This is a genomic window from Streptomyces sp. Ru71 (assembly GCF_002920535.1).
Classification (GTDB): domain Bacteria; phylum Actinomycetota; class Actinomycetes; order Streptomycetales; family Streptomycetaceae; genus Streptomyces.
In genome coordinates this window covers 31,203-49,755 of record NZ_PQSS01000034.1, presented here as the reverse complement: position 1 = coordinate 49,755, position 18,553 = coordinate 31,203, and the positions used below count along the sequence as shown (strand labels likewise).

Annotated in this window: 17 protein-coding genes; 5 read left to right on the top strand and 12 right to left on the bottom strand. The window is 71.4% G+C overall.

All coding sequences use genetic code 11. The features are described 5' to 3' along the window. Positions 1-16: 16 nt before the first annotated feature. Positions 17-1,774: an SDR family oxidoreductase gene (locus tag C3489_RS20775; RefSeq protein WP_103783485.1), complete on the bottom strand. Its 1,758-nt coding sequence runs from the start codon at positions 1,772-1,774 to the stop codon at positions 17-19. Beyond that, positions 1,771-2,613, bottom strand: coding sequence for a M24 family metallopeptidase (locus tag C3489_RS20770; protein WP_103783483.1), 843 nt, complete (start codon positions 2,611-2,613; stop codon positions 1,771-1,773). Before C3489_RS20770 ends, C3489_RS20775 begins: the two co-directional genes overlap by 4 nt. Positions 2,614-2,852: 239 nt before the next feature. Between C3489_RS20770 and C3489_RS20765 the strand changes: the two genes are divergently transcribed. From C3489_RS20765 to C3489_RS20750, 4 genes are read left to right on the top strand one after another with little or no spacing between them, the layout of a single operon-like run. Beyond that, entirely contained in the window at positions 2,853-3,818 is a 966-nt protein-coding gene (locus C3489_RS20765) for an ABC transporter ATP-binding protein (RefSeq protein WP_103783481.1), read from the top strand. Then, entirely contained in the window at positions 3,808-4,716 is a 909-nt protein-coding gene (locus tag C3489_RS20760) for an ABC transporter permease subunit (protein WP_103783479.1), read from the top strand. The genes C3489_RS20765 and C3489_RS20760 overlap by 11 nt, the downstream gene beginning before the upstream one ends. Continuing rightward, entirely contained in the window at positions 4,713-5,624 is a 912-nt protein-coding gene (locus C3489_RS20755; RefSeq protein ID WP_103783477.1) for an ABC transporter ATP-binding protein, read from the top strand. The genes C3489_RS20760 and C3489_RS20755 overlap by 4 nt, the downstream gene beginning before the upstream one ends. A gap of 10 nt (positions 5,625-5,634) precedes the next feature. After that, positions 5,635-6,354 (top strand): ABC transporter permease, encoded by a 720-nt coding sequence (locus tag C3489_RS20750; protein WP_103783476.1) that lies wholly within the window; start codon positions 5,635-5,637, stop codon positions 6,352-6,354. 128 nt (positions 6,355-6,482) lie between these two features. Here the strand turns inward: C3489_RS20750 and C3489_RS20745 are convergent, their stop codons facing one another. The 9 genes from C3489_RS20745 to C3489_RS20705 form a co-directional block, all read right to left on the bottom strand. After that, positions 6,483-7,283: an HAD family hydrolase gene (locus C3489_RS20745; RefSeq protein WP_103783475.1), complete on the bottom strand. Its 801-nt coding sequence runs from the start codon at positions 7,281-7,283 to the stop codon at positions 6,483-6,485. Then, positions 7,280-8,557 (bottom strand): serine--tRNA ligase, encoded by a 1,278-nt coding sequence (gene serS / locus C3489_RS20740; protein WP_103783473.1) that lies wholly within the window; start codon positions 8,555-8,557, stop codon positions 7,280-7,282. The genes C3489_RS20745 and serS overlap by 4 nt, the downstream gene beginning before the upstream one ends. Positions 8,558-9,053: 496 nt before the next feature. Next, positions 9,054-9,989 carry a prephenate dehydratase gene (gene pheA, locus C3489_RS20735; protein WP_103783471.1) on the bottom strand — a complete coding sequence of 312 codons (936 nt, stop codon included), beginning with the start codon at positions 9,987-9,989 and terminating at the stop codon, positions 9,054-9,056. Between the two features lie 175 nt (positions 9,990-10,164). Further along, the gene (gene efeB, locus C3489_RS20730; RefSeq protein WP_103783469.1) at positions 10,165-11,427 is read right to left on the bottom strand and encodes an iron uptake transporter deferrochelatase/peroxidase subunit; all 1,263 of its coding nucleotides are present in this window, start codon (positions 11,425-11,427) and stop codon (positions 10,165-10,167) included. A 7-nt stretch (positions 11,428-11,434) separates the two neighbouring features. Beyond that, the gene (locus tag C3489_RS20725; RefSeq protein ID WP_103783467.1) at positions 11,435-13,312 is read right to left on the bottom strand and encodes a copper resistance CopC/CopD family protein; all 1,878 of its coding nucleotides are present in this window, start codon (positions 13,310-13,312) and stop codon (positions 11,435-11,437) included. A 13-nt stretch (positions 13,313-13,325) separates the two neighbouring features. Further along, entirely contained in the window at positions 13,326-13,790 is a 465-nt protein-coding gene (locus C3489_RS20720) for a copper chaperone PCu(A)C (protein WP_103783465.1), read from the bottom strand. An 11-nt stretch (positions 13,791-13,801) separates the two neighbouring features. Then, complete coding sequence (locus C3489_RS20715) at positions 13,802-14,455, bottom strand: SCO family protein (protein WP_103783463.1); 654 nt, start codon at positions 14,453-14,455, stop codon at positions 13,802-13,804. Between the two features lie 84 nt (positions 14,456-14,539). Next, complete coding sequence (locus tag C3489_RS20710; RefSeq protein WP_103783461.1) at positions 14,540-15,301, bottom strand: YcnI family protein; 762 nt, start codon at positions 15,299-15,301, stop codon at positions 14,540-14,542. Positions 15,302-15,475: 174 nt separating this feature from the next. Next, positions 15,476-16,279, bottom strand: coding sequence for a hypothetical protein (locus C3489_RS20705; protein WP_103783459.1), 804 nt, complete (start codon positions 16,277-16,279; stop codon positions 15,476-15,478). A 203-nt stretch (positions 16,280-16,482) separates the two neighbouring features. Here C3489_RS20705 and C3489_RS20700 point away from each other — a divergent pair, with 203 nt between their 5' ends. Continuing rightward, positions 16,483-16,926 carry an ATP-binding protein gene (locus C3489_RS20700; protein WP_103783457.1) on the top strand — a complete coding sequence of 148 codons (444 nt, stop codon included), beginning with the start codon at positions 16,483-16,485 and terminating at the stop codon, positions 16,924-16,926. Between the two features lie 27 nt (positions 16,927-16,953). Here the strand turns inward: C3489_RS20700 and C3489_RS20695 are convergent, their stop codons facing one another. Further along, positions 16,954-18,438, bottom strand: coding sequence for an aminopeptidase P family protein (locus C3489_RS20695; protein WP_103783456.1), 1,485 nt, complete (start codon positions 18,436-18,438; stop codon positions 16,954-16,956). Positions 18,439-18,553: the final 115 nt, after the last annotated feature.

Below are 18,553 nucleotides of genomic sequence, written 5' to 3'. Positions count from 1 at the left end.
ACGGAACGGCCAATGGTCAGGAGACGGGCGGCTCCACCCGCGCCAACGCCCTCAACGCGCCCGGCATGAAACGGGACATGGCGTGGAACACGCGAGCCTCCGGCGTCACCGGCAGCACGGCCGCGTCGCGGACCACGGCATCCAACACGGCGTCAGCCACCTTCTCGGGCGGGTAATTTCGCGCGCCGTACAGACGCGCCGTCTTCTTCTGCCGACGACGCTCCTCCTCCGCATCCACACCCGCGAAGCGCGCCGTGGAGGTGATGTTGGTGTTGACGAAGCCGGGGCAGATCGCGCTCACCCCGATGGACTGGCCCGCGAGTTCGGCCCGCAGGCACTCGCTGAGCATCAGCACGGCCGCCTTGGACGTGCTGTAGGCGGGCAGCGCGCGAGACGGCTGGTACGCGGCGGCGGACGCGACGTTGACGATATGGCCGCCCTGGCCGCGCTCGGCCATCTGCCGGCCGAAGAGACGGCAACCGTGAATGACCCCCCACAAGTTGACGTCGAGCACCTTGCGCCAGTCGTCCGGGGTGGTGTCGAAGAAGCTGCCGGACAGCCCGATTCCGGCGTTGTTCACCAGGACGTCCACCACGCCGTACTCGACGGCGACCTTCTCGGCGAGCTTCTCCATGGCCTGCTCGTCGGAGACGTCAACTGCCTCCGCCCAGGCGTCCGGTGCGCCGATCAGCCGGGACATCTCGGCCGTCCGGGCGGCCGCCTCGCCGTCCCGGTCGACGGCGACCACCCGCGCGCCGGCCTCCGCGAACGCGAACGCCGTGGCCCGGCCGATACCGCTGCCCGCCCCGGTGACCAGGATCAGCTGCCCGCCGAAGCGATCGGCGTGCCGGCCGGAGGCCTGCACCTGGTGCCGGCCGCCCTCGACCGAGGTGACGAACTCCGAGATCCAGGCCGCGAGATGGTCTGGACGGGTGCGCGGTATCCAGTGCCTGGCCGGGAGCGTGCGACGCGTCAACTGCGGAACCCACAGCTCCAGTTCGTCGTAGAGCCGCTCCGACAGGAACGCGTCCCGAAGGGGCGTGACGAGTTGCACGGGCGCGTGCGCGTACGCGTCCTGGCGCGGACGGCGCAGCCGGGCGCGGACGTTGTCGCGGTACAGCCAGGCACCGTGTGCCGCGTCGGTGGGCAGCGACGGCGTGGGGTAGTCGCCGTCCGGAGTGCGCTCGACGCGCCGCAGGATGCCGGGCCAGGCCTTGCCGAGCGGTCCCCGCCAGGCCAGTTCGGGCAGCTTCGGCGTGTGCAGCAGGTAGACGTACCACGACTTGGCGCCCTGGCCGAGGAGTTGACCGACCCGCCGGGGCGTGGGCTGCTTGAGCCGCTTGCTGATCCAGTGGCCGAAGTGGTCCAGGGACGGCCCCGACATGGAGGTGAAGGAGGCGATCCGTCCCTCGGTGCGCTTGACCGTCACGAACTCCCAGGACTGCACCGAGCCCCAGTCGTGCCCCACCAGGTGCACCGGCCGGCCGGGGCTCACCGCGTCCGCGACCGCCAGGAAGTCGTCCGTCAGCTTCTCCAGCGTGAACCCGCCGCGCAGCGGCTTCGGCGCGGTGGAGGCGCCGTGGCCCCGGACGTCGTACAGCACGACGTGGAAGCGGTCGGCGAGCCGGACGGCGACCTCGGACCAGACCTCCTTGCTGTCCGGATAGCCGTGCACCAGGATCACCGTCGGCTGGGCCGGATCACCCAGCTCGGCCACGCACAGCTCCACCCCGCCGGTGCGCACCCGGCGCTCGCGAGCACCCTCGATGGTCACTTGTCCTCCGCCCAGCGCCGCACGTGCGGCAGATCGTCGTCCAGCCAGAAGGCGCTCTCCTCGGGATCCGCGGAGTCGGTGACGACCAGGATCTCCTCGAACTTCGCGCCCGTGCCCCGGAAGCCCAGATGGGGTTCGACCGCCCACAGCCCCGGCTGCGGCGGGTGGTCGGAGAAGCGGTACGGCGACCACAGCGGCGACCAGCCCTCGCGGTGACCGTGCACGGCGTCGCTGAGCAGCCCCTTCAGCGACTGCGTGCCGAACCCGAACAGGCGTGGGGAGAAGCGGCGTTCACGCACCCGGTCCACCTTGTGCGCGATCACGCCGAACGGGTAGGCGCGGTGCCGGTTGGCATAGCCCTGGCGGACCATGAGCCGGTCCACGTCCTCGTAGATCTCGCGCAGCGAGCGCCGCTCGCGCACCTCGCGCAGGATCAGCTCGCGGTGCGCCTCCAGGTCCGCCATCAGCTTGTTCTGCACCGGGTTCAGGCCGAGCGAGCCCGAGTAGCCGATGTCCGCGGTGTAGCCCTCGTACACCGGGGCCATGTCCAGGATGAACGGCATCCCGGGCTCCAGGCGCCGGTTGGTGGGGAAGAACTGCAGCGGAACCTTGAAGTCCGTGAACGCCGTGCGGTCGCCGAACCAGGCGAACGGCATGTGGAACCAGTCGCGCACGCCCCGCTCGTGCAGCCACTCACGCTGCATCCGTGCCGCCTCGCGCTCGCTCACTCCTGGTTGCAGGCGGGCCGCGACGGCCTCGGCGCACTCGTAGGCCAGGCGCTGCACCCGCTGGAAACCTCGCAGCTCGGCGGAGATCTCGCGGGTCACTGCCGTCGTCATGCCAACGCCTCCCAGGGTCATCGTCGACTGCGCTACGTGCCCGTAACTTGACCTGAGCGAATCTGGCACTTGTTAGACGCGGAGTCAATAGGTGCGGAATCAAGGAGGGGCAGAGGGGGTGCCCGTAGCTCTCAGGCACCAGATCCCCTACGGGCCCGTACACCTGGAGTCTGATACCGGGACGGCTCTGCGGTCTGACGACGTCCGTGCTCTGGGTCACTACCTTCGACGTTGTGACTGTGATCGCGACCGAAAGCCTGAGCAAGCGGTTCCCGAGGGTGACCGCGCTCGACCGGCTGTCCGTGGACATCGGGCCCGGTGTGACCGGACTCGTCGGAGCCAACGGCGCCGGCAAGTCCACCCTGATCAAGATCCTGCTGGGTCTGTCCCCGGCCACGGAGGGGAGCGCCGCGGTGCTCGGCCTCGACGTCGCCACCCAGGGCGCCGCCATCCGCGAGCGCGTGGGCTACATGCCGGAGCACGACTGCCTGCCGCCCGACGTCTCGGCCACCGAGTTCGTCGTGCACATGGCCCGCATGTCCGGCCTGCCGCCCACCGCCGCCCGCGAACGCACCGCGGACACCCTGCGCCACGTCGGCCTCTACGAGGAGCGCTACCGCCCCATCGGCGGCTACTCCACCGGCATGAAGCAGCGCGTCAAGCTCGCCCAAGCGCTGGTGCACGACCCGCAGCTGGTCTTCCTCGACGAGCCGACCAACGGCCTCGACCCGGTCGGCCGCGACGAGATGCTCGGCCTGATCCGCCGCGTGCACACCGACTTCGGCATCTCGGTCCTGGTCACCTCCCACCTGCTGGGCGAGCTGGAACGCACCTGCGACCACGTCGTCGTCATCGACGGCGGCAAACTGCTGCGCTCCAGCTCCACCACCGACTTCACGCAGACCACCACCACCCTCGCCATCGAGGTCACCGACACCGACGAGCACCCCGACGGCACCCGCGCCGTGCGCGAGGCACTCAACGCGCGCGGGGTGACCACCCACGACGACGGCGGCGGACTGCCCGGCGCCGGCCACACCCTGCTGCTCACCGCGCAGGGCGAGGAGACCTACGACCTGATCCGGGACGTCGTCGCCGACCTCGGCCTCGGCCTGGTGCGGATGGAACAGCGCCGGCACCACATCTCGGAAGTGTTCACCAGCAGCGACGAGCAGCGGAAGGAGGCGACCGTCCATGGCGGTTGAGCACCCCCTGGTCACCAAAGCGGGCGACCAGAGCCGCATCCACGACATCGGCTACCGCGGTTACGACGGCCCCCGCCTCGGCCGCGCCTACGCCCGCCGCTCGCTGTACGCGCAGTCCCTGCGCGGCGCCTACGGCCTCGGCCGGTCGGCCAAGTCCAAGGTGTTGCCGATGCTGCTGTTCGTGGTGATGTGCGTGCCGGCCGCCATCATGGTCGCGGTCGCCGTCGCCACCAAGGCCAAGGACCTGCCCGTCGACTACACCCGCTACGCGATCATCATGCAGGCCGTCATCAGCCTGTACGTCGCCTCGCAGGCACCCCAGTCGGTCTCCCGCGACCTGCGCTTCAAGACCGTACCGCTGTACTTCTCACGGCCCATCGAAACGGCCGACTACGTCCGCGCCAAGTTCGCGGCGCTCGCCTCGGCGCTGTTCCTGCTGACGGCCACCCCGCTGCTCGTGCTCTACGTCGGCGCGCTGCTGGCCAAGCTGGACTTCGCCGACCAGACCAAGGGTTTCGCACAAGGACTCGTCTCCGTGGCACTGCTGTCGCTGCTCTTCGCCGGGATCGGCCTGGTCATCGCCTCCGTCACGCCCCGCCGCGGCTTCGGCATCGCGGCCGTCATCGCCGTCCTGACCATCTCCTACGGCGCCGTCTCCGTCGTCCAGGGCATCGCCTACGCCCAGGACAGCACCGGGGCCATCGCCTGGCTGGGGCTGTTCTCGCCGACCACGCTGATCGACGGCGTGCAGTCCGCGTTCCTCGGCGCGACGTCCGCCTTCCCCGGCGGCGACGGCCCGAGCCGCGCCCAGGGAGCCGTCTACGTCCTCGTCACCCTCGGCCTGATCGCCGCGAGCCACGGCCTGCTCATGCGCCGCTACAAGAAGGTGGGACTGTGACCACACTGAGCATCGATCACGTCTCCCGCTGGTTCGGCAACGTGGTCGCCGTCAACGACATCACCATGACCATCGGGCCCGGCGTGACCGGCCTGCTCGGCCCCAACGGTGCCGGCAAGTCCACCCTGATCAACATGATGGGCGGCTTCCTCGCCCCCTCCACCGGCACCGTCACCCTCGACGGGCAGCCGGTGTGGCGCAACGAGCAGATCTACCGGCACATCGGCATCGTCCCCGAGCGTGAGGCGATGTACGACTTCCTCACCGGCCGCGAGTTCGTCGTCGCCAACGCCGAACTGCACGGCCTCGGCGACAAGGAGGCTCAGCGGGCCCTCGCCACGGTCGAGATGGAGTACGCCCAGGACCGCAGGATCGCCACGTACTCCAAGGGCATGCGGCAGCGCGTGAAGATGGCCAGCGCGCTCGTCCACGACCCCTCGCTGCTGCTGCTCGACGAGCCGTTCAACGGCATGGACCCGCGCCAGCGCATGCAGCTGATGCAGCTGCTGCGGCGCATGGGCGACGAGGGCCGCACCGTGCTGTTCTCCTCCCACATCCTCGAAGAGGTGGAGCAGCTCGCCCGGCACATCGAGGTGATCGTCGCCGGACGCCACGCGGCCAGCGGTGACTTCCGCCGGATCCGGCGTCTGATGACCGACCGGCCGCACCGCTACCTGGTGCGCTCCAGCGACGACCGCGCCCTCGCGGCCGCGCTGATCTCCGACCCGTCCACCTCCGGCATCGAGGTCGACCACGCCGAGGGCGCGCTGCGCGTCCAGGCCGTCGACTTCGCCCGCTTCACGGCCCTGCTGCCCCGCGTCGCCCAGGCGAACGGCATCCGGCTGCTGACGGTCTCGCCGTCCGACGAGTCCCTTGAGTCCGTGTTCTCGTATCTGGTCGCGGCGTAGGAGGCCGAAGATGTACGACCCCACCGTCGCCCGGCTCACCTACCGGGCCCTGCTCGGCCGTCGCCGGGCCCTCATCCTCGGCGCGCTGCCGCTGCTGCTGATCGTGATCTCCGTCGCCGTGCGCGCGCTCACCGGAGCCGACGACCAGACCGCCTCCGACGTCCTCGGCGGGTTCGCGCTCGCCACCATGGTGCCGATCATCGGCGTCATCGCCGGCACCGGCGCGATCGGTCCCGAGATCGACGACGGCTCCGTGGTGTACCTGCTGTCCAAGCCCCTCAAGCGGCCCACGATCATCATCACCAAGCTGATCGTCGCGATCGCCGTGACCATGGTGTTCTCCGCCGTGCCGACGCTGATCGCGGGGCTGGTCCTCAACGGCAACGGCCAGCAGATCGCCGTCGCCTACACGGTGGCCGCGCTGGTCTCCTCCATCGCCTACGCGGCCGTGTTCCTGCTGCTGGGCACGGTGTCGCGGCACGCGGTGGTCTTCGGCCTGGTCTACGCCCTCGTCTGGGAGGCGCTGTTCGGCTCCCTGGTGCCGGGCGCCCGCACGCTCAGCATCCAGCAGTGGTCCCTGGCCGTGGCCCACAAGGTCGCCGGCGGCGACCTGGTCACCTCCGATGTCGGCCTGACGACGGCCACGGTGCTGCTCATCGCGGTCACGGCACTGGCCACGTGGTACGCCGGCCAGAAGCTGCGATCGCTCACACTGGCGGGCGAGGAGTGAGGCGGAGTCGAGGGGGGCGTCACAGCGGGCGGTGACTGCAACCCCGTGGGGGCGCGAGGAACCGCGCGACCGGCCAGCCACTCGTCCGCACCCGGCGACGGACACCGCACCCCCCACGGCGTCCCCCGTCAGCCCAGCATCCGCTCCAGTACCACCGCGATGCCGTCCTCCTCGTTGGAGGACGTCACCTCGTCGGCGACAGCCTTGAGCTCCTCATGGGCGTTGGCCATGGCCACACCCCGCGCTGCCCAGGCGAACATCGGGATGTCGTTCGGCATGTCGCCGAAGGCAACCGTGTCGGCCGCCTTCAGCTTCAGCCGGCGGGCCGCCAGCGACAGCCCCGTGGCCTTCGACAGGCCCAGCGGCAGCAGCTCCACGATGCCGGCGCCGGCCATCGCGACGCTGACGAAGCCGCCCGCGGCCCGCCGGGCCGCCTCGGCCAGCTCGTCGTCCGACAGCTCCGGATGCTGGATGTAGATCTTGTTCAGCGGGGCGCTCCACAGATCGGACGCGTCCGTGAACGGGGTCGCGGGCAGCGAGCCGGTCAGCGCGTACCCGGGGCCGACGAGCACCTCGCCGTCCAGGCCGTCGCGGCTGGCCGCCAGGTACAGCGGGCCGACCTCCGCCTCGATCTTCGCCAGCGCCACCCCGGCCAGCTGCCGGTCCAGGGTCACCGTGGTCAGCAGACGGTGCTCCCCGGCGTCGTACACCTGGGCGCCCTGGCCGCACACCGCGAGGCCCCGGTAGCCGAGGTCGTCGAGGATGTGCCGGGTCCAGGGGACCGCGCGGCCGGTGACGACGATGTGGGCCGCGCCCGCCGCGGTGGCCGCGGCGAGCGCGTCACGGGTGCGCCGCGAGATCGACTCGTCGGAGCGCAGCAGCGTTCCGTCGAGGTCGGTGGCGATCAGCCGGTACGGGAAGCCGGTCACTTGGCGACCGGCTCCAGGACCTCCCGGCCGCCCAGGTACGGGCGCAGCACCTCGGGCACACGGACCGAGCCGTCGGCCTGCTGGTGGTTCTCCAGGATCGCCACGATGGTGCGCGGAACGGCGCACAGCGTGCCGTTGAGCGTGGCCAGCGGGCGGACCTTCTTGTCCTCACGGACCCGGATGGACAGCCGGCGCGACTGGAACTCGGTGCAGTCCGAGGTCGAGGTCAGCTCGCGGTACTTGCCCTGGGTCGGGATCCAGGCCTCGCAGTCGAACTTGCGGGAGGCCGAGGCGCCCAGGTCGGCGGAGGCGACGTCGATCACGCGGAACGGCAGCTCCAGCGAGGTCAGCCACTGCTTCTCCCAGTCCAGCAAGCGCTGGTGCTCGGCCTGCGAGTCCTCGGGGAGGACGTAGGAGAACATCTCGACCTTGTCGAACTGGTGCACGCGGAAGATGCCGCGGGTGTCCTTGCCGTGCGAGCCGGCCTCGCGGCGGAAGCACGGTGAGAAGCCGGCGTAGCGCAGCGGCAGCTGGTCGGCGTCGAGGATCTCGTCCATGTGGTACGCCGCGAGCGGCACCTCGGACGTGCCGACCAGGTACAGGTCGTCCTTGTCGAGGTGGTAGACGTCCTGCGCGGCCTGGCCGAGGAAGCCGGTGCCGGCCATGGACTGCGGGCGCACCAGCGCCGGGGTGAGCATCGGGGTGAAGCCGGCCGCGGTGGCCTGGGCCAGCGCGGCGTTCACCAGGGCCAGCTCCAGCAGGGCGCCGACACCGGTGAGGAAGTAGAAGCGGGAGCCGGAGACCTTGGCGCCGCGCTCGACGTCGATGGCGCCGAGCAGCTGGCCGAGCTCCAGGTGGTCCTTGGGCTCGAAGCCCTCGGCGGCGAAGTCGCGGATCTCGCCGTGCGTCTCCAGCGTGACGAAGTCCTCCTCGCCGCCCACGGGAACCTCGGGGTGGACGAGGTTGCCGAGCTTGAGCAGCAGCTCCTGGGTCTCGGCGTCGGCAGCGTCACGCTCGGCGTCGGCGGCCTTGACGTCGGCGGCGAGCTGGCTCGCCCGCTTCAGCAGCTCGGCCTTCTCGTCGCCGGCGGCCTTGGGGATCAGCTTGCCGAGCTGCCTCTGCTGGGCGCGCAGCTCGTCGAAGCGGACGCCGGAGGACCTGCGCCGCTCGTCGGCAGACAGGAGAGCGTCGACGAGCGCGACGTCCTCTCCACGAGCGCGCTGAGAGGCGCGCACACGGTCGGGGTCCTCACGAAGCAGGCGAAGGTCAATCACGCGGTCAAGGCTACCGGTGCCGGGTGACGGCTCACGACTCTCTATTCCGGGACGCGCCGGAATAGTGGCTTACGAGGAGTTATGGGGTAATTGCGGACTGTGATCGAGCGGCGCCCGGCGACCGGACTCGCTTGCGGACGGCGGGACTTGAGACCCCCTGTCGTCCACAGAAATCCACAGCCGCCGAGAAGTTATCCACAGGGTGTGAGAAAGATCTGTGGACTTCTGAATTGATCACCGGGTGACCGCATCCGGACCTGAGGATTCCCGGTGCAAACCGCTTTTAGCCGCACTTTCGAGTGGAAAGTGTTCGCTCCAAAGGATTGATCAAAGGAAACAGGTGGACGAAGTGTGACCCATGCGCCTGTGGGCGCACTTGGGTCCTGTAGGCCGATTTGTCGACTGAGTGGCGCTTGCCTGTCGACTTGTCCCCAGGTCGAGAAGCCCACCTGTGGATAACTTCTGTGGATAACGAAGATATGCAGGTAGGACCGGCTCAGAACCGGCCGTCGAGGCAGCGCGCCACCCAGTCCGAAGCCGCCACGAACTCCTCGTCCGACGTTCCGGGAGGCGGAGTCCGGACGTCCCCGGGCTCGATGTCGGCCCGCGGATACGACCCGAGGAAGCGCACCTGCAGACAGATCCGCTTCAGTCCCATCAGGGCCTCGGCCATCCGCCGGTCGGAGATATGGCCCTCGGCGTCGACACAGAAGCAGTAGTTCCCGATGCCCGCCCCGGTGGGCCGGGACTGGAGCAGCATCAGGTTGATGCCCCGGGTGGCGAACTCGCCGAGCAGATCACGCAGCCCGCCGGGGTGGTCGTCGCGCTGCCACAGCACCACGGACGTCTTGTCGGCGCCGGTCGGCGCGGCGGGCCGGGCCGGGCGCCCCACCAGCACGAACCGGGTCTGCGCGGTCTCCGGGTAGTCGTGGATGCCGGTCTCCAGGGCCTCAAGGCCGTACCGGGCGGCGGCGAACTCGCCGGCGAAGGCGGCGTCGTAGCGGCCCTCCTGCACCAGGCGGGCGGCGTCCGCGTTCGAGGCGGCCGACTCCCAGGTGGCGTCCGGCAGATGCTCCTTGAGCCAGTTGCGCACCTGCGGCTGGGCCGCCGGGTGCGCGGAGACCGTCTTGATGTCGGACAGCTCGGTGCCGGGCCGCACCAGCAGCGCGAAGGTGATCGACAGCAGCACCTCGCGGTAGATCATCAGCGGGGCGCCCGCGACCAGTTCGTCCAGGGTGGTGGTGATGCCGCCCTCGACTGAGTTCTCGATCGGCACGAACGCCGCCTCGGCCTCGCCGCCGCGGACCGCGTCCAGCGCGGACTGCACGGACACGTAGGGGACGAGCTCCCGGGTCGCCGCCTCCGGAAGCGTGCGCAGGGCGACCTCGGTGAAGGTGCCCTCGGGGCCGAGATAGGCGTAGCTGGCTGGCATGACTTCACCCTAATGGCCGCGCGCACACCCGGCCGAGGCGTCTCATCACAACCACTCGACCGGGTGGTTTGAACGACCCGGAAGAGTCACACGGGCCTCGTGCGGCCCATTCGTCCCGGCAGAAGCCGCGCCTCGCCCCTCCCGAAGCCGCGCTTCACCCCTCCCGAGGCCCCGCTCACCCCTCCAGGAGCCGCTGTCCCACGTACTCCCCCTTCGCCGCGCCGCCCGGCACCGCGAACAGCCCGCTCGCCTCGTGCCGGATGAACCGCGACAGGGCGTCCCCCCGGTCCAGCTTGCGCTGCACCGGCACGAAGCCGCGCAGGGGGTCGGCCTGCCAGCAGATGAACAGCAGCCCCGCGTCCGGCACCCCGTGGGCGTCGAAGCCGTCGTGGTACGAGAACGGGCGCCGCAGCATCGCCGCACCGCCGTTGCGGTCGGGCCGGGTGATCCGCGCGTGTGCGTTGACCGGGACGACGTACTCGCCGTTCGCGTCGGTCTTCTCCAGGTCCATCTCGGTGGTCTCGGTGCCGCCCGACAGCGGCGCACCGTCGGACTTGCGCCGCCCGATCACCGCCTCCTGGTCCTTGACCGGCAGCTTCTCCCAGTCGTCCAGCAGCATGCGGATGCGGCGTACGACGGCGTAGGAGCCGTTCGCCATCCACGCGGGCTGCCCGTCCGACGGCACGAAGACGCGCCGCTCGAAGTCCGGGTCGGACGGCTTGGGGTTGCGGGTGCCGTCGACCTGGCCCATCAGGTTGCGGGCCGTCATCGGGTGGCCGGTGGCGCCCGGGGTGCGGTTGAAGCCGTTCATCTGCCAGCGCAGCCGGGCGGCCGAGCCCGCGTCCTTCTGCAGGGCGCGCAGCGCGTGGAAGGCGACCAGGGCGTCGTTGGCGCCGATCTGCACCCACAGGTCGCCGTCGCTGCGGGCCTTGTCGAGCTGGTCGGAGGAGAAGGCGGGCAGCGGGTCGAGGGCGACCGGCCGCTGCTTGTCCAGGCCGGTCCGGCCGAAGAAGGAGTACCCGAAGCCGAAGGTGATGGTCAGGGAGGACGGTCCGGCGTCGCGGGCCACATCGGTGTCGTCATGCGGCGCCGGTTCGCCCGCCATCAGCCGCTCGGCGGTCGCCGACCAGCGGCGCAGCAGCGCGGCGGCCTCCTTGCGGCCCGCGTCGGCGACCAGGTCGAAGGCGGCGAGGTGGCCGCGGGCCTGGAGGCCGTCGGTGATGCCGGGCTGATGTTTCCCGTGAAACATCGCGCGGTCGGCGCCGAGCGAGGTGAGCGGGGTGGCCTGCGCGGGGGCGGAGGCGTAGCCCACTCCCGCGCCGGCAGCGCCGAGCACGAGCCCGGTGGCCCCGGCGGTGCCGAGCAGCCGGCGGCGCGAGACGCCCGGCGCATCGACAGAGTCGGGCGCATCCACGGAGAGGGGGGACTGGTCAGGCATGGTGCTATCAGCCGATCTGCGCGTTCTTGGAGACGGTCACCTGGTCGATGTCGGAGGTCCGCACGGTCACGGCGACCTGCCAGTCGCCGGCCATGGGGATCTGCACGCCGTCCGCTGACCAGTGCCCGGTGGTGATGTGGTCCGGGACGACGGGCAGCGGCCCGATGTCCTTGGCGGTGAGGGTGAAGGCCAGCTTCAGCTCGGGCACGTCGAAGGCGCGGCCGTCCGGGCGGGTGACGTAGATGTGCAGCTCGTTGGCGCCGGTCCGGGCCGGGTCGACGTCGATGCTGACGACGCCCTTGCCGTCCTTGCCGCCGGTGTCGAACGGGATGTCCAGGGTGACGGCTCCCGTCCCGGTCACCGCGGCGGGCGAGGACGTGGCGGCACGGGCGGCCTCCTCGGTGCGGCCGGGCTCGGTGGAGGTGAGCACGGTGGTCACCGCGAGCAGGACGACGGCGACTGCGGCCTCGGCGAGGACGGAGCGGCGCAGCCCGAACCGGTTCGGGTCGGCGTCGCGCTGCTGCTTGCGGCGGGCGGTGTCCATCGCGGCGCGCTGCCGGGCGAGCTCGGCGGCCCGCCGGGAGTCACCGGCGGGCGTGGTGACGGGCTCGCGGGCGGCGGGCTCGCGCTCCTTCTTCTTCACCCGCCTGACCGCGGGGTCGGTCAGCCGGCCCGTCCAGCGCCGGGAGATCCAGGCGATGCCGACGAGCAGGGCCACGAGCCCGATCTTGACCAGCAGCAGCTGCCCGTAACCGGTGTCGGTGAAGGCCGACCACGAGCCGAGCTGCCGCCAGGACTGGTAGACACCGGTGGCGGCCAGGGTGGTCACGCTGCCGAGGGCGACGGTGGAGAAACGGCGGACGGCGGCGGCCTCGACCGGGGTGTCGGCGGGCGCGAAGTACAGCGAGACGAGCAGGGTGGCCAGCCCGCCGAGCCAGGCGGCGACGGCGAGCAGATGCACGACGTCGACCGGCATGGCCAGGGCCGCCTGGAGCCCGACGGAGGCGTGCTCGGCCATCGCCCAGCTCGCCGCGAGGCCGGCGGCCACGACCGTGCCGCCGAGCGCCAGCCCGAAGGTCAGGTCCCGCTGCTCGTCCTCGTCGCGTTTGTCGTAGGCGCCGAAGAGGACGGCGACGAACAGCGCCGCCGCGGCGAGCAGCAGCAGGCGGGAGACCAGCGCCGCGCCGGTCTTGGTCTGCAGGACCTGGCCGAGCAGGTCCAGGTCGAGGATGTCGCCGGCCTTGCCGGTGGTGGTGTAGGCGCCGCGCAGGAGGAGCAGGCCGAGGGTGGCCGCGGTCAGCGCGACCCAGCCGGAGACGATGAGCCGCTGCACGGCCGTCACCCCGGTGCCGCGCCGCCAGCAGGCCAGCACGAAGGCGGCGCCGCCGGTCAGCACGATGAACCCGGCGTACGACACGTACCGGCCGAACCCGTACAGCCCGCCGACGACACCGCCCCCGGCCGCCTGGCCGGCGGTCGAGACGGTGGTCTTGGACGGGGCGCCGATGGAGAAGGTGTAGGCGCCGGAGACGGGGTGGCTGTCCGCCGAGACGACCTGGTAGGTGACGGTGTAGGTGCCGTCGGGCAGCCCGCTGTGCAGGGCCACGGCGTAGGTGGTGCCGCTGACCTCGGACGGCTTGCCGTCGTCGACGCGCTCGCCCTTGGGATCGAGGACGCGCAGGGAGTCGTCGTTCAGCGCGACCTGCTCGGAGAAGGTCAGGGAGACCCGGGCGGGCGCCTGCTTGACCACCGTCCCCTGCTGGGGGTCGCTGCCGGTCAGCGCGGCGTGCGCGGAGGCCGGCGCGGCAGCGGCGAGCAGCGCGCCGAGCGCGGCCACGAGCAGCAGCACCAGGGTCCGCACGCGGGGGGCGATGGTCCGGTTCACGGTGGCTGCTCCCTCAGTGTCCGGTCGCGGGGTTGTACGTCGCGGCCTTCACCGGCATCCGGACCTCGACGGTGCCGGACTTCGCGAAGTGGAGTGCGACGGTGACGTTCTCGCCCTGCTTCGGCTTGCGCTTGAGCCGGTCGAACATCAGGTGGTTGCCGCCGCTCTCGAACACGACCCGGCCGTGTGCCGGCACGGGCAGGGAGGCCACCTCCCGCATCGCGCCGCCCGCGGTCTCGTGGACGGTGACGCTGCCCGCTATGTCGCTGGTGACGGAGGTCAGCTCGTCCTGGGCGCCACCCTTGTTGGCGATGGTCAGGAAGCCAGCCGCCATGTCCGAGACGGGCTGGGGCATGTACGCGGAGCCGACGGACAGCGCCGCCTTCCCCGACCCGGCCCCGGCCCCGGACCCCGACCCGGATTCCGACGAGCCGCAGCCGGTCAGCAGCAGCGCTCCGGTCAGCGCGGCGGCACCCATCGCGCAGGCCCTCACGGGTTCTCCCCCTTGACGATCTTGGGGAGGTCCTTGGTGTAGTCGTCGACGGTGGTGTCCTCGCCGTAGTACAGGTAGCCGCGGTCGGTCTTCGGGGAGAAGGCGAAGACCTGCGTGCCGTGCACCGAGACGAGCTTGCCGTTCTTGTCCTTCTTCGTCGGCTCGATGGAGATGCCGAGGGTGCGGGCGCCGGCCTGGATGGTGGCGAAGTCACCGGTGAGGCCGACGAACTGGCTGTCGATGCCGTTCAGCCACTTGCCCAGCTCGGCCGGGGTGTCCCGGCCGGGGTCGGTGGTGACGAACACGACGCGCAGCTTGTCCTGCTCGGCCTGGGGCAGCTGCTTCTTGGCGACGGCGATGTTGTTCATCGTCAGCGGGCACACGTCCGGGCAGTGCGTGTAGCCGAAGTAGATCAGCGTGGGCCGGCCCGCGGTCTCCTTGCGGAGGTCGTACTTCTTGCCGTGCGTGTCGGTCAGGACCAGGTCCGGCTTCTCGAACGGCTGGTCGAGGACGGTGCCGGCCCTGCCCGAGCCCGACTCCTCGGAGACGACGGAGACGGGGCTGCCGCTGTCGTCCCCGCTGCCGCAGGCGGTCAGGGTGAGGGCGGCGGTGGCGAGGAGGGCGGCCGCCGCGAAGGTCTTGGTGCGCATGGAGAAAGATCCCAAAGGTGTGAGCGCCGGGGCGCGCGCGGGGCCGTGGGAACGGACCCCGCGCACGCCCCGGAGGGGCGGTGATCAGGCGGCGGTGCGCCGGCGGCCGGCGAACACGCCGTACGCCACACCGGCCGCGCCGACGACGATGCCCACGATGCCGAGCACGCGGGCAGTGGTGTCGGTGCCGTCGCCGTCGGACGCCTGCGTGCCGGCGGCGGTCTTCTCGGCGTTCGACGCGCTGTCGTCGGAGGCACCGGCGGTGCCGTGGTCGTCGTCGGAGGCACCGGCGGTGCCGTGGTGGTCGTCGGAGGCGGCGGACAGCTCCAGCACGGGGGCGGGGTTCTCGGGCTCGGCCTGGCCGTCCTGCGGGATCTCGATCCAGCGCACGACCTCGTTGTTGGAGTAGGTCTGGATCGCCTTGAAGACCAGCTTGTCGGTGTCCTCGGGGAGCTGGCCGACCGAGAGCGGGAACTTCTGGAAGGTGCCCGGCTCGATGCCCTTGCCGGTGGCGGTCCAGGTCACCTTGGAGACCGCCTCGGTGATCTTCTTGCCGTGCACCGTGAGCGGCTTGGCCAGCGTGGCCTTGTCCACCTTCACGCTCCACCCGTCCACGGGCTGCGTCATCACGGAGGCCAGCGGGTGGTCGGTGGGCAGGTTGACCTCGACCTTCGTGGTCGAGGCGTTGTCGCGCTCGTTGGGCACCTTGAAGTCGACGACGGCGTAGCCGCCCTTGGCGGCGGTGCCCTCGGGCTGCACGGAGACGTGCGCGAAGGCGGGGGTCGACAGGACGGTCAGCCCGGCCACGGCGAGCACGGCGGGCACGGCAACACGGAAAGCCTTCATGGAAGGGTGCACTCCACTTCGAGTGAGTCCGTTGGATCACGGAGATCGACCGGTGATGCGGAGATCGACCGGTGGTGAGGAAGGGACGCACGCACACGTGCGTGCTGCGCCGCACGACGGCGGCGGCCCCTCGTGGATCTCTCGTGAATCCCGTGGAGTGGCGGTCGCGTCGCGCTAGGCGGCGAGGACGAGTGCGCCGGCGGCCGGCGGACCGCGGCGGATCACCGTGTGCTGGAGCGCGGTGGTGTGCGGGGCGGGCGGCGCGAGCAGCGCGGTGCGCGGCGGGCGCGGGCCCGTGGCGGACACCGTCGGCAGCCCGGCCAGCAGGGCGCGCACCAGCGCGAGCGCCGCGCGCAGGGAGCGGATGAGCGCCCCTTCCACGACCTCGTGCGCCGACAGCGCGGCCAGTTCCATCACCCGCAGCAGGGCCGTGTCGCCCCGGCGCAGCAGCCAGCCCGCGACGAGCGCCGCGAGGAGGTGTCCCAGCAGCATCGGCAGCGACGGCAGCAGGGCGGCGGGGGAGCCGGCCGCGCCGGACAGGGCGTCGGCCGGATGGTGGGCCGGGGCGCCCTGGACCCGCGCGGTCGCGAGGATCCGCTGGGCCTGGACCGGGCTGAGCGGAGCGGCACCGGCCCCGCACACCAGCCGCGCGGCCTGCGCCACCAGCGAGGCGTCGGAGGTGGCCGAGGAGGTGCCGGCCGTGTGCTGGCCCAGCCCGAAGAGGGTGTGCAGCACGGTCTGCCCGGCCCCGAGCAGCGCGACGATGCCCGGCAGGGCGCGTTCCCGGCCCGCCAGCGCCGCCGCGACGAGGAACACCCCGAGGAAGCCCGCACCCAGCGTCCACAGCGGAACCGTGGCGCAGGAGGCGAGCGCGTGCCCACCCGCGGCCAGCACGACGCAGACCGCGGCGAACACCGCGGCCCGCAGAAGCCGGACGTCGCATCCGGCGCGCGCCGTGCGCGGGTGAGGGGCAGTCATGGCGGGCCCATCATCGCACTGCCCTTACCGCCCCCATACGGCAGGTCCGCAAGATGCCGAATGCGCACTCAGGCCCCACATACACCGATTGCCACCGCCCGCACATCCCCCATATGGGCGGCATCACGTCAATTCCGGGCTTACATCGGGGCCGTGGCGGCAATACGTATCGGTATGTCGAGCCGCGGCCGGGAGGCTGGAGCATGAGCATCTGGTGGTCACTCCATCTGCGGCGCGAGGCCGCGAGCGTCCCCCTGGCCCGGCGCCTGCTGCTCGGCACCATGGAGACGGCGGGCGTCGACCCCGAGATCTCCTACGACCTGTCCGTCGCCCTGACCGAGGCCTGCGCCAACGCCGTGGAGCACGGCGGGGACGGACTCGACGCCTCCGCGGAGGCCTACCGCGTCACCGCCTACCTCGACGGGGAGCTGTGCCGGATCGAGGTCGCCGACGCCGGCCCGGGCTTCACCGCCGCCGAGGCGCCCCGGCGCGCGCACGACGACGCCGAGCACGGCCGTGGCCTGTTCCTCATCCGCGAACTCGCCGACCACGTCCACATCGGCGGCAGGCCCGGGCGCGGGGGCGCGGTGGTCAGCTTCGACAAGATCCTCAAATGGCGCGAGGACGCGCCGCTGGTGGCCGTATGACCCCGGCGGCACGCCCTCGCGGTGTGCTCAGCCCTTGATCTGCGCCATCCAGGACTCCACCTCGTCCGAGCGGCGCGGCAGCGCGGCGGACAGGTTCCGGTTGCCGTCCTCGGTGACCAGGATGTCGTCCTCGATGCGGACGCCGATGCCCCGGTACTCCTCCGGCACGGTCAGGTCGTCGGTCTGGAAGTACAGGCCCGGCTCGACCGTGAGCACCATGCCCGGCTCCAGCGTGCCGTCGACATAGGTCTCGGTGCGGGCGGCGGCGCAGTCGTGCACGTCCATGCCGAGCATGTGCCCGGTGCCGTGCAGCGTCCAGCGGCGCTGCAGACCGAGCTCCAGCACGCGCTCCACCGGGCCCTCGACCAGGCCCCACTCGACGAGCTTCTCGGTGAGCACTCGCTGCGCGGCGTCGTGGAAGTCGCGGAACTTGGCGCCCGGCTTGACCGCCGCGATGCCGGCCTCCTGGGCCTCGTACACGGCGTCGTAGATCTTCTTCTGGATCTCCGAGAAACGGCCGTCGATCGGCAGCGTGCGCGTGACGTCGGCGGTGTAGTACGTGTGCGTCTCCACACCCGCGTCCAGCAGCAGCAGGTCGCCGGCGCGGACCGGGCCGTCGTTGCGGACCCAGTGCAGCGTGCAGGCGTGCGGGCCGGCCGCGGCGATGGTGCCGTAGCCGACGTCGTTGCCCTCGACGCGCGCGCGGAGGAAGAAGGTGCCCTCGATGTAGCGCTCGGAGGTGGCCTGCGCCTTGTCGAGGACCTTCACGACGTCCTCGAAGCCGCGCACGGTGGAGTCGACGGCCTTCTGCAGCTCGCCGATCTCGAAGTCGTCCTTGACCAGCCGCAGCTCGGAGAGGAAGACCCGCAGCTCCTCGTCGCGCTCGGCGGTGACCTTGTCGGTCAGGGCGGCCTCGATGCCGGCGTCGTGGCCGCGTACGACGCGGACCGGGCCGGTGGCCTCGCGCAGGGCGCCGGCCAGCTCGCGCACGTCCGCGACCGGGATGCCGTACAGCGCCTCGGACTCGGTCAGGGAGTGGCGGCGGCCGACCCACAGCTCGCCCTGGCCGGAGAGCCAGAACTCGCCGTTCTCGCGGTCGGAGCGCGGCAGCAGGTAGAGCGTGGCCTGGTGGCCCTCGTCCCGGGGCTCCAGGACCAGGACGCCGTCCTCGGTCTGGTTGCCGGTCAGGTAGGCGTACTCGACGGAGGCGCGGAAGGGGTATTCCGTGTCGTTGGAGCGGACCTTCAGGTTGCCCGCGGGGATGACGAGGCGCTCGCCGGGGAAGCGGGCGGACAGCTTCGCGCGGCGGGCGGCGGTCTCGGCGGCCTGGGCGATCGGCGCGAGGTCGCGCAGCTCGGTGTCGGCCCAGCCGGTCTTCATGTTCTCGGCCAGCTCGTCGGACACGCCCCGGGACAGTCCGTTCTTGCGCTGCTTGATCTGCTCTTCTTCGGCAGTCTCCGGGCCCGCTGCGGTAGCAGCATCATTGGGCGCGGACGGGAGCTCCTCCGCCACGGTCTTCCTCCTTGGGTACGGCACTGGACCGCCTCCATCGTACGGGCGTACGGAAGGGGGCTCAGGGGCGTAGGAGCCATTACCTGGAGGTGCGGCGTACCCCGTGCGCCGGGCG

Coding starts and splice junctions, on each gene's coding strand:
- C3489_RS20710 (WP_103783461.1), bottom strand. CDS start 15,301: ATGAAGGCTTTCCGTGTTGCCGTGCCCGCCGTGCTCGCCGTGGCCGGG.
- efeB (WP_103783469.1), bottom strand. CDS start 11,427: ATGCCTGACCAGTCCCCCCTCTCCGTGGATGCGCCCGACTCTGTCGAT.
- C3489_RS20715 (WP_103783463.1), bottom strand. CDS start 14,455: ATGCGCACCAAGACCTTCGCGGCGGCCGCCCTCCTCGCCACCGCCGCC.
- C3489_RS20700 (WP_103783457.1), top strand. CDS start 16,483: ATGAGCATCTGGTGGTCACTCCATCTGCGGCGCGAGGCCGCGAGCGTC.
- C3489_RS20770 (WP_103783483.1), bottom strand. CDS start 2,613: ATGACGACGGCAGTGACCCGCGAGATCTCCGCCGAGCTGCGAGGTTTC.
- C3489_RS20720 (WP_103783465.1), bottom strand. CDS start 13,790: ATGGGTGCCGCCGCGCTGACCGGAGCGCTGCTGCTGACCGGCTGCGGC.
- C3489_RS20705 (WP_103783459.1), bottom strand. CDS start 16,279: ATGACTGCCCCTCACCCGCGCACGGCGCGCGCCGGATGCGACGTCCGG.
- C3489_RS20760 (WP_103783479.1), top strand. CDS start 3,808: ATGGCGGTTGAGCACCCCCTGGTCACCAAAGCGGGCGACCAGAGCCGC.
- pheA (WP_103783471.1), bottom strand. CDS start 9,989: ATGCCAGCCAGCTACGCCTATCTCGGCCCCGAGGGCACCTTCACCGAG.
- C3489_RS20750 (WP_103783476.1), top strand. CDS start 5,635: ATGTACGACCCCACCGTCGCCCGGCTCACCTACCGGGCCCTGCTCGGC.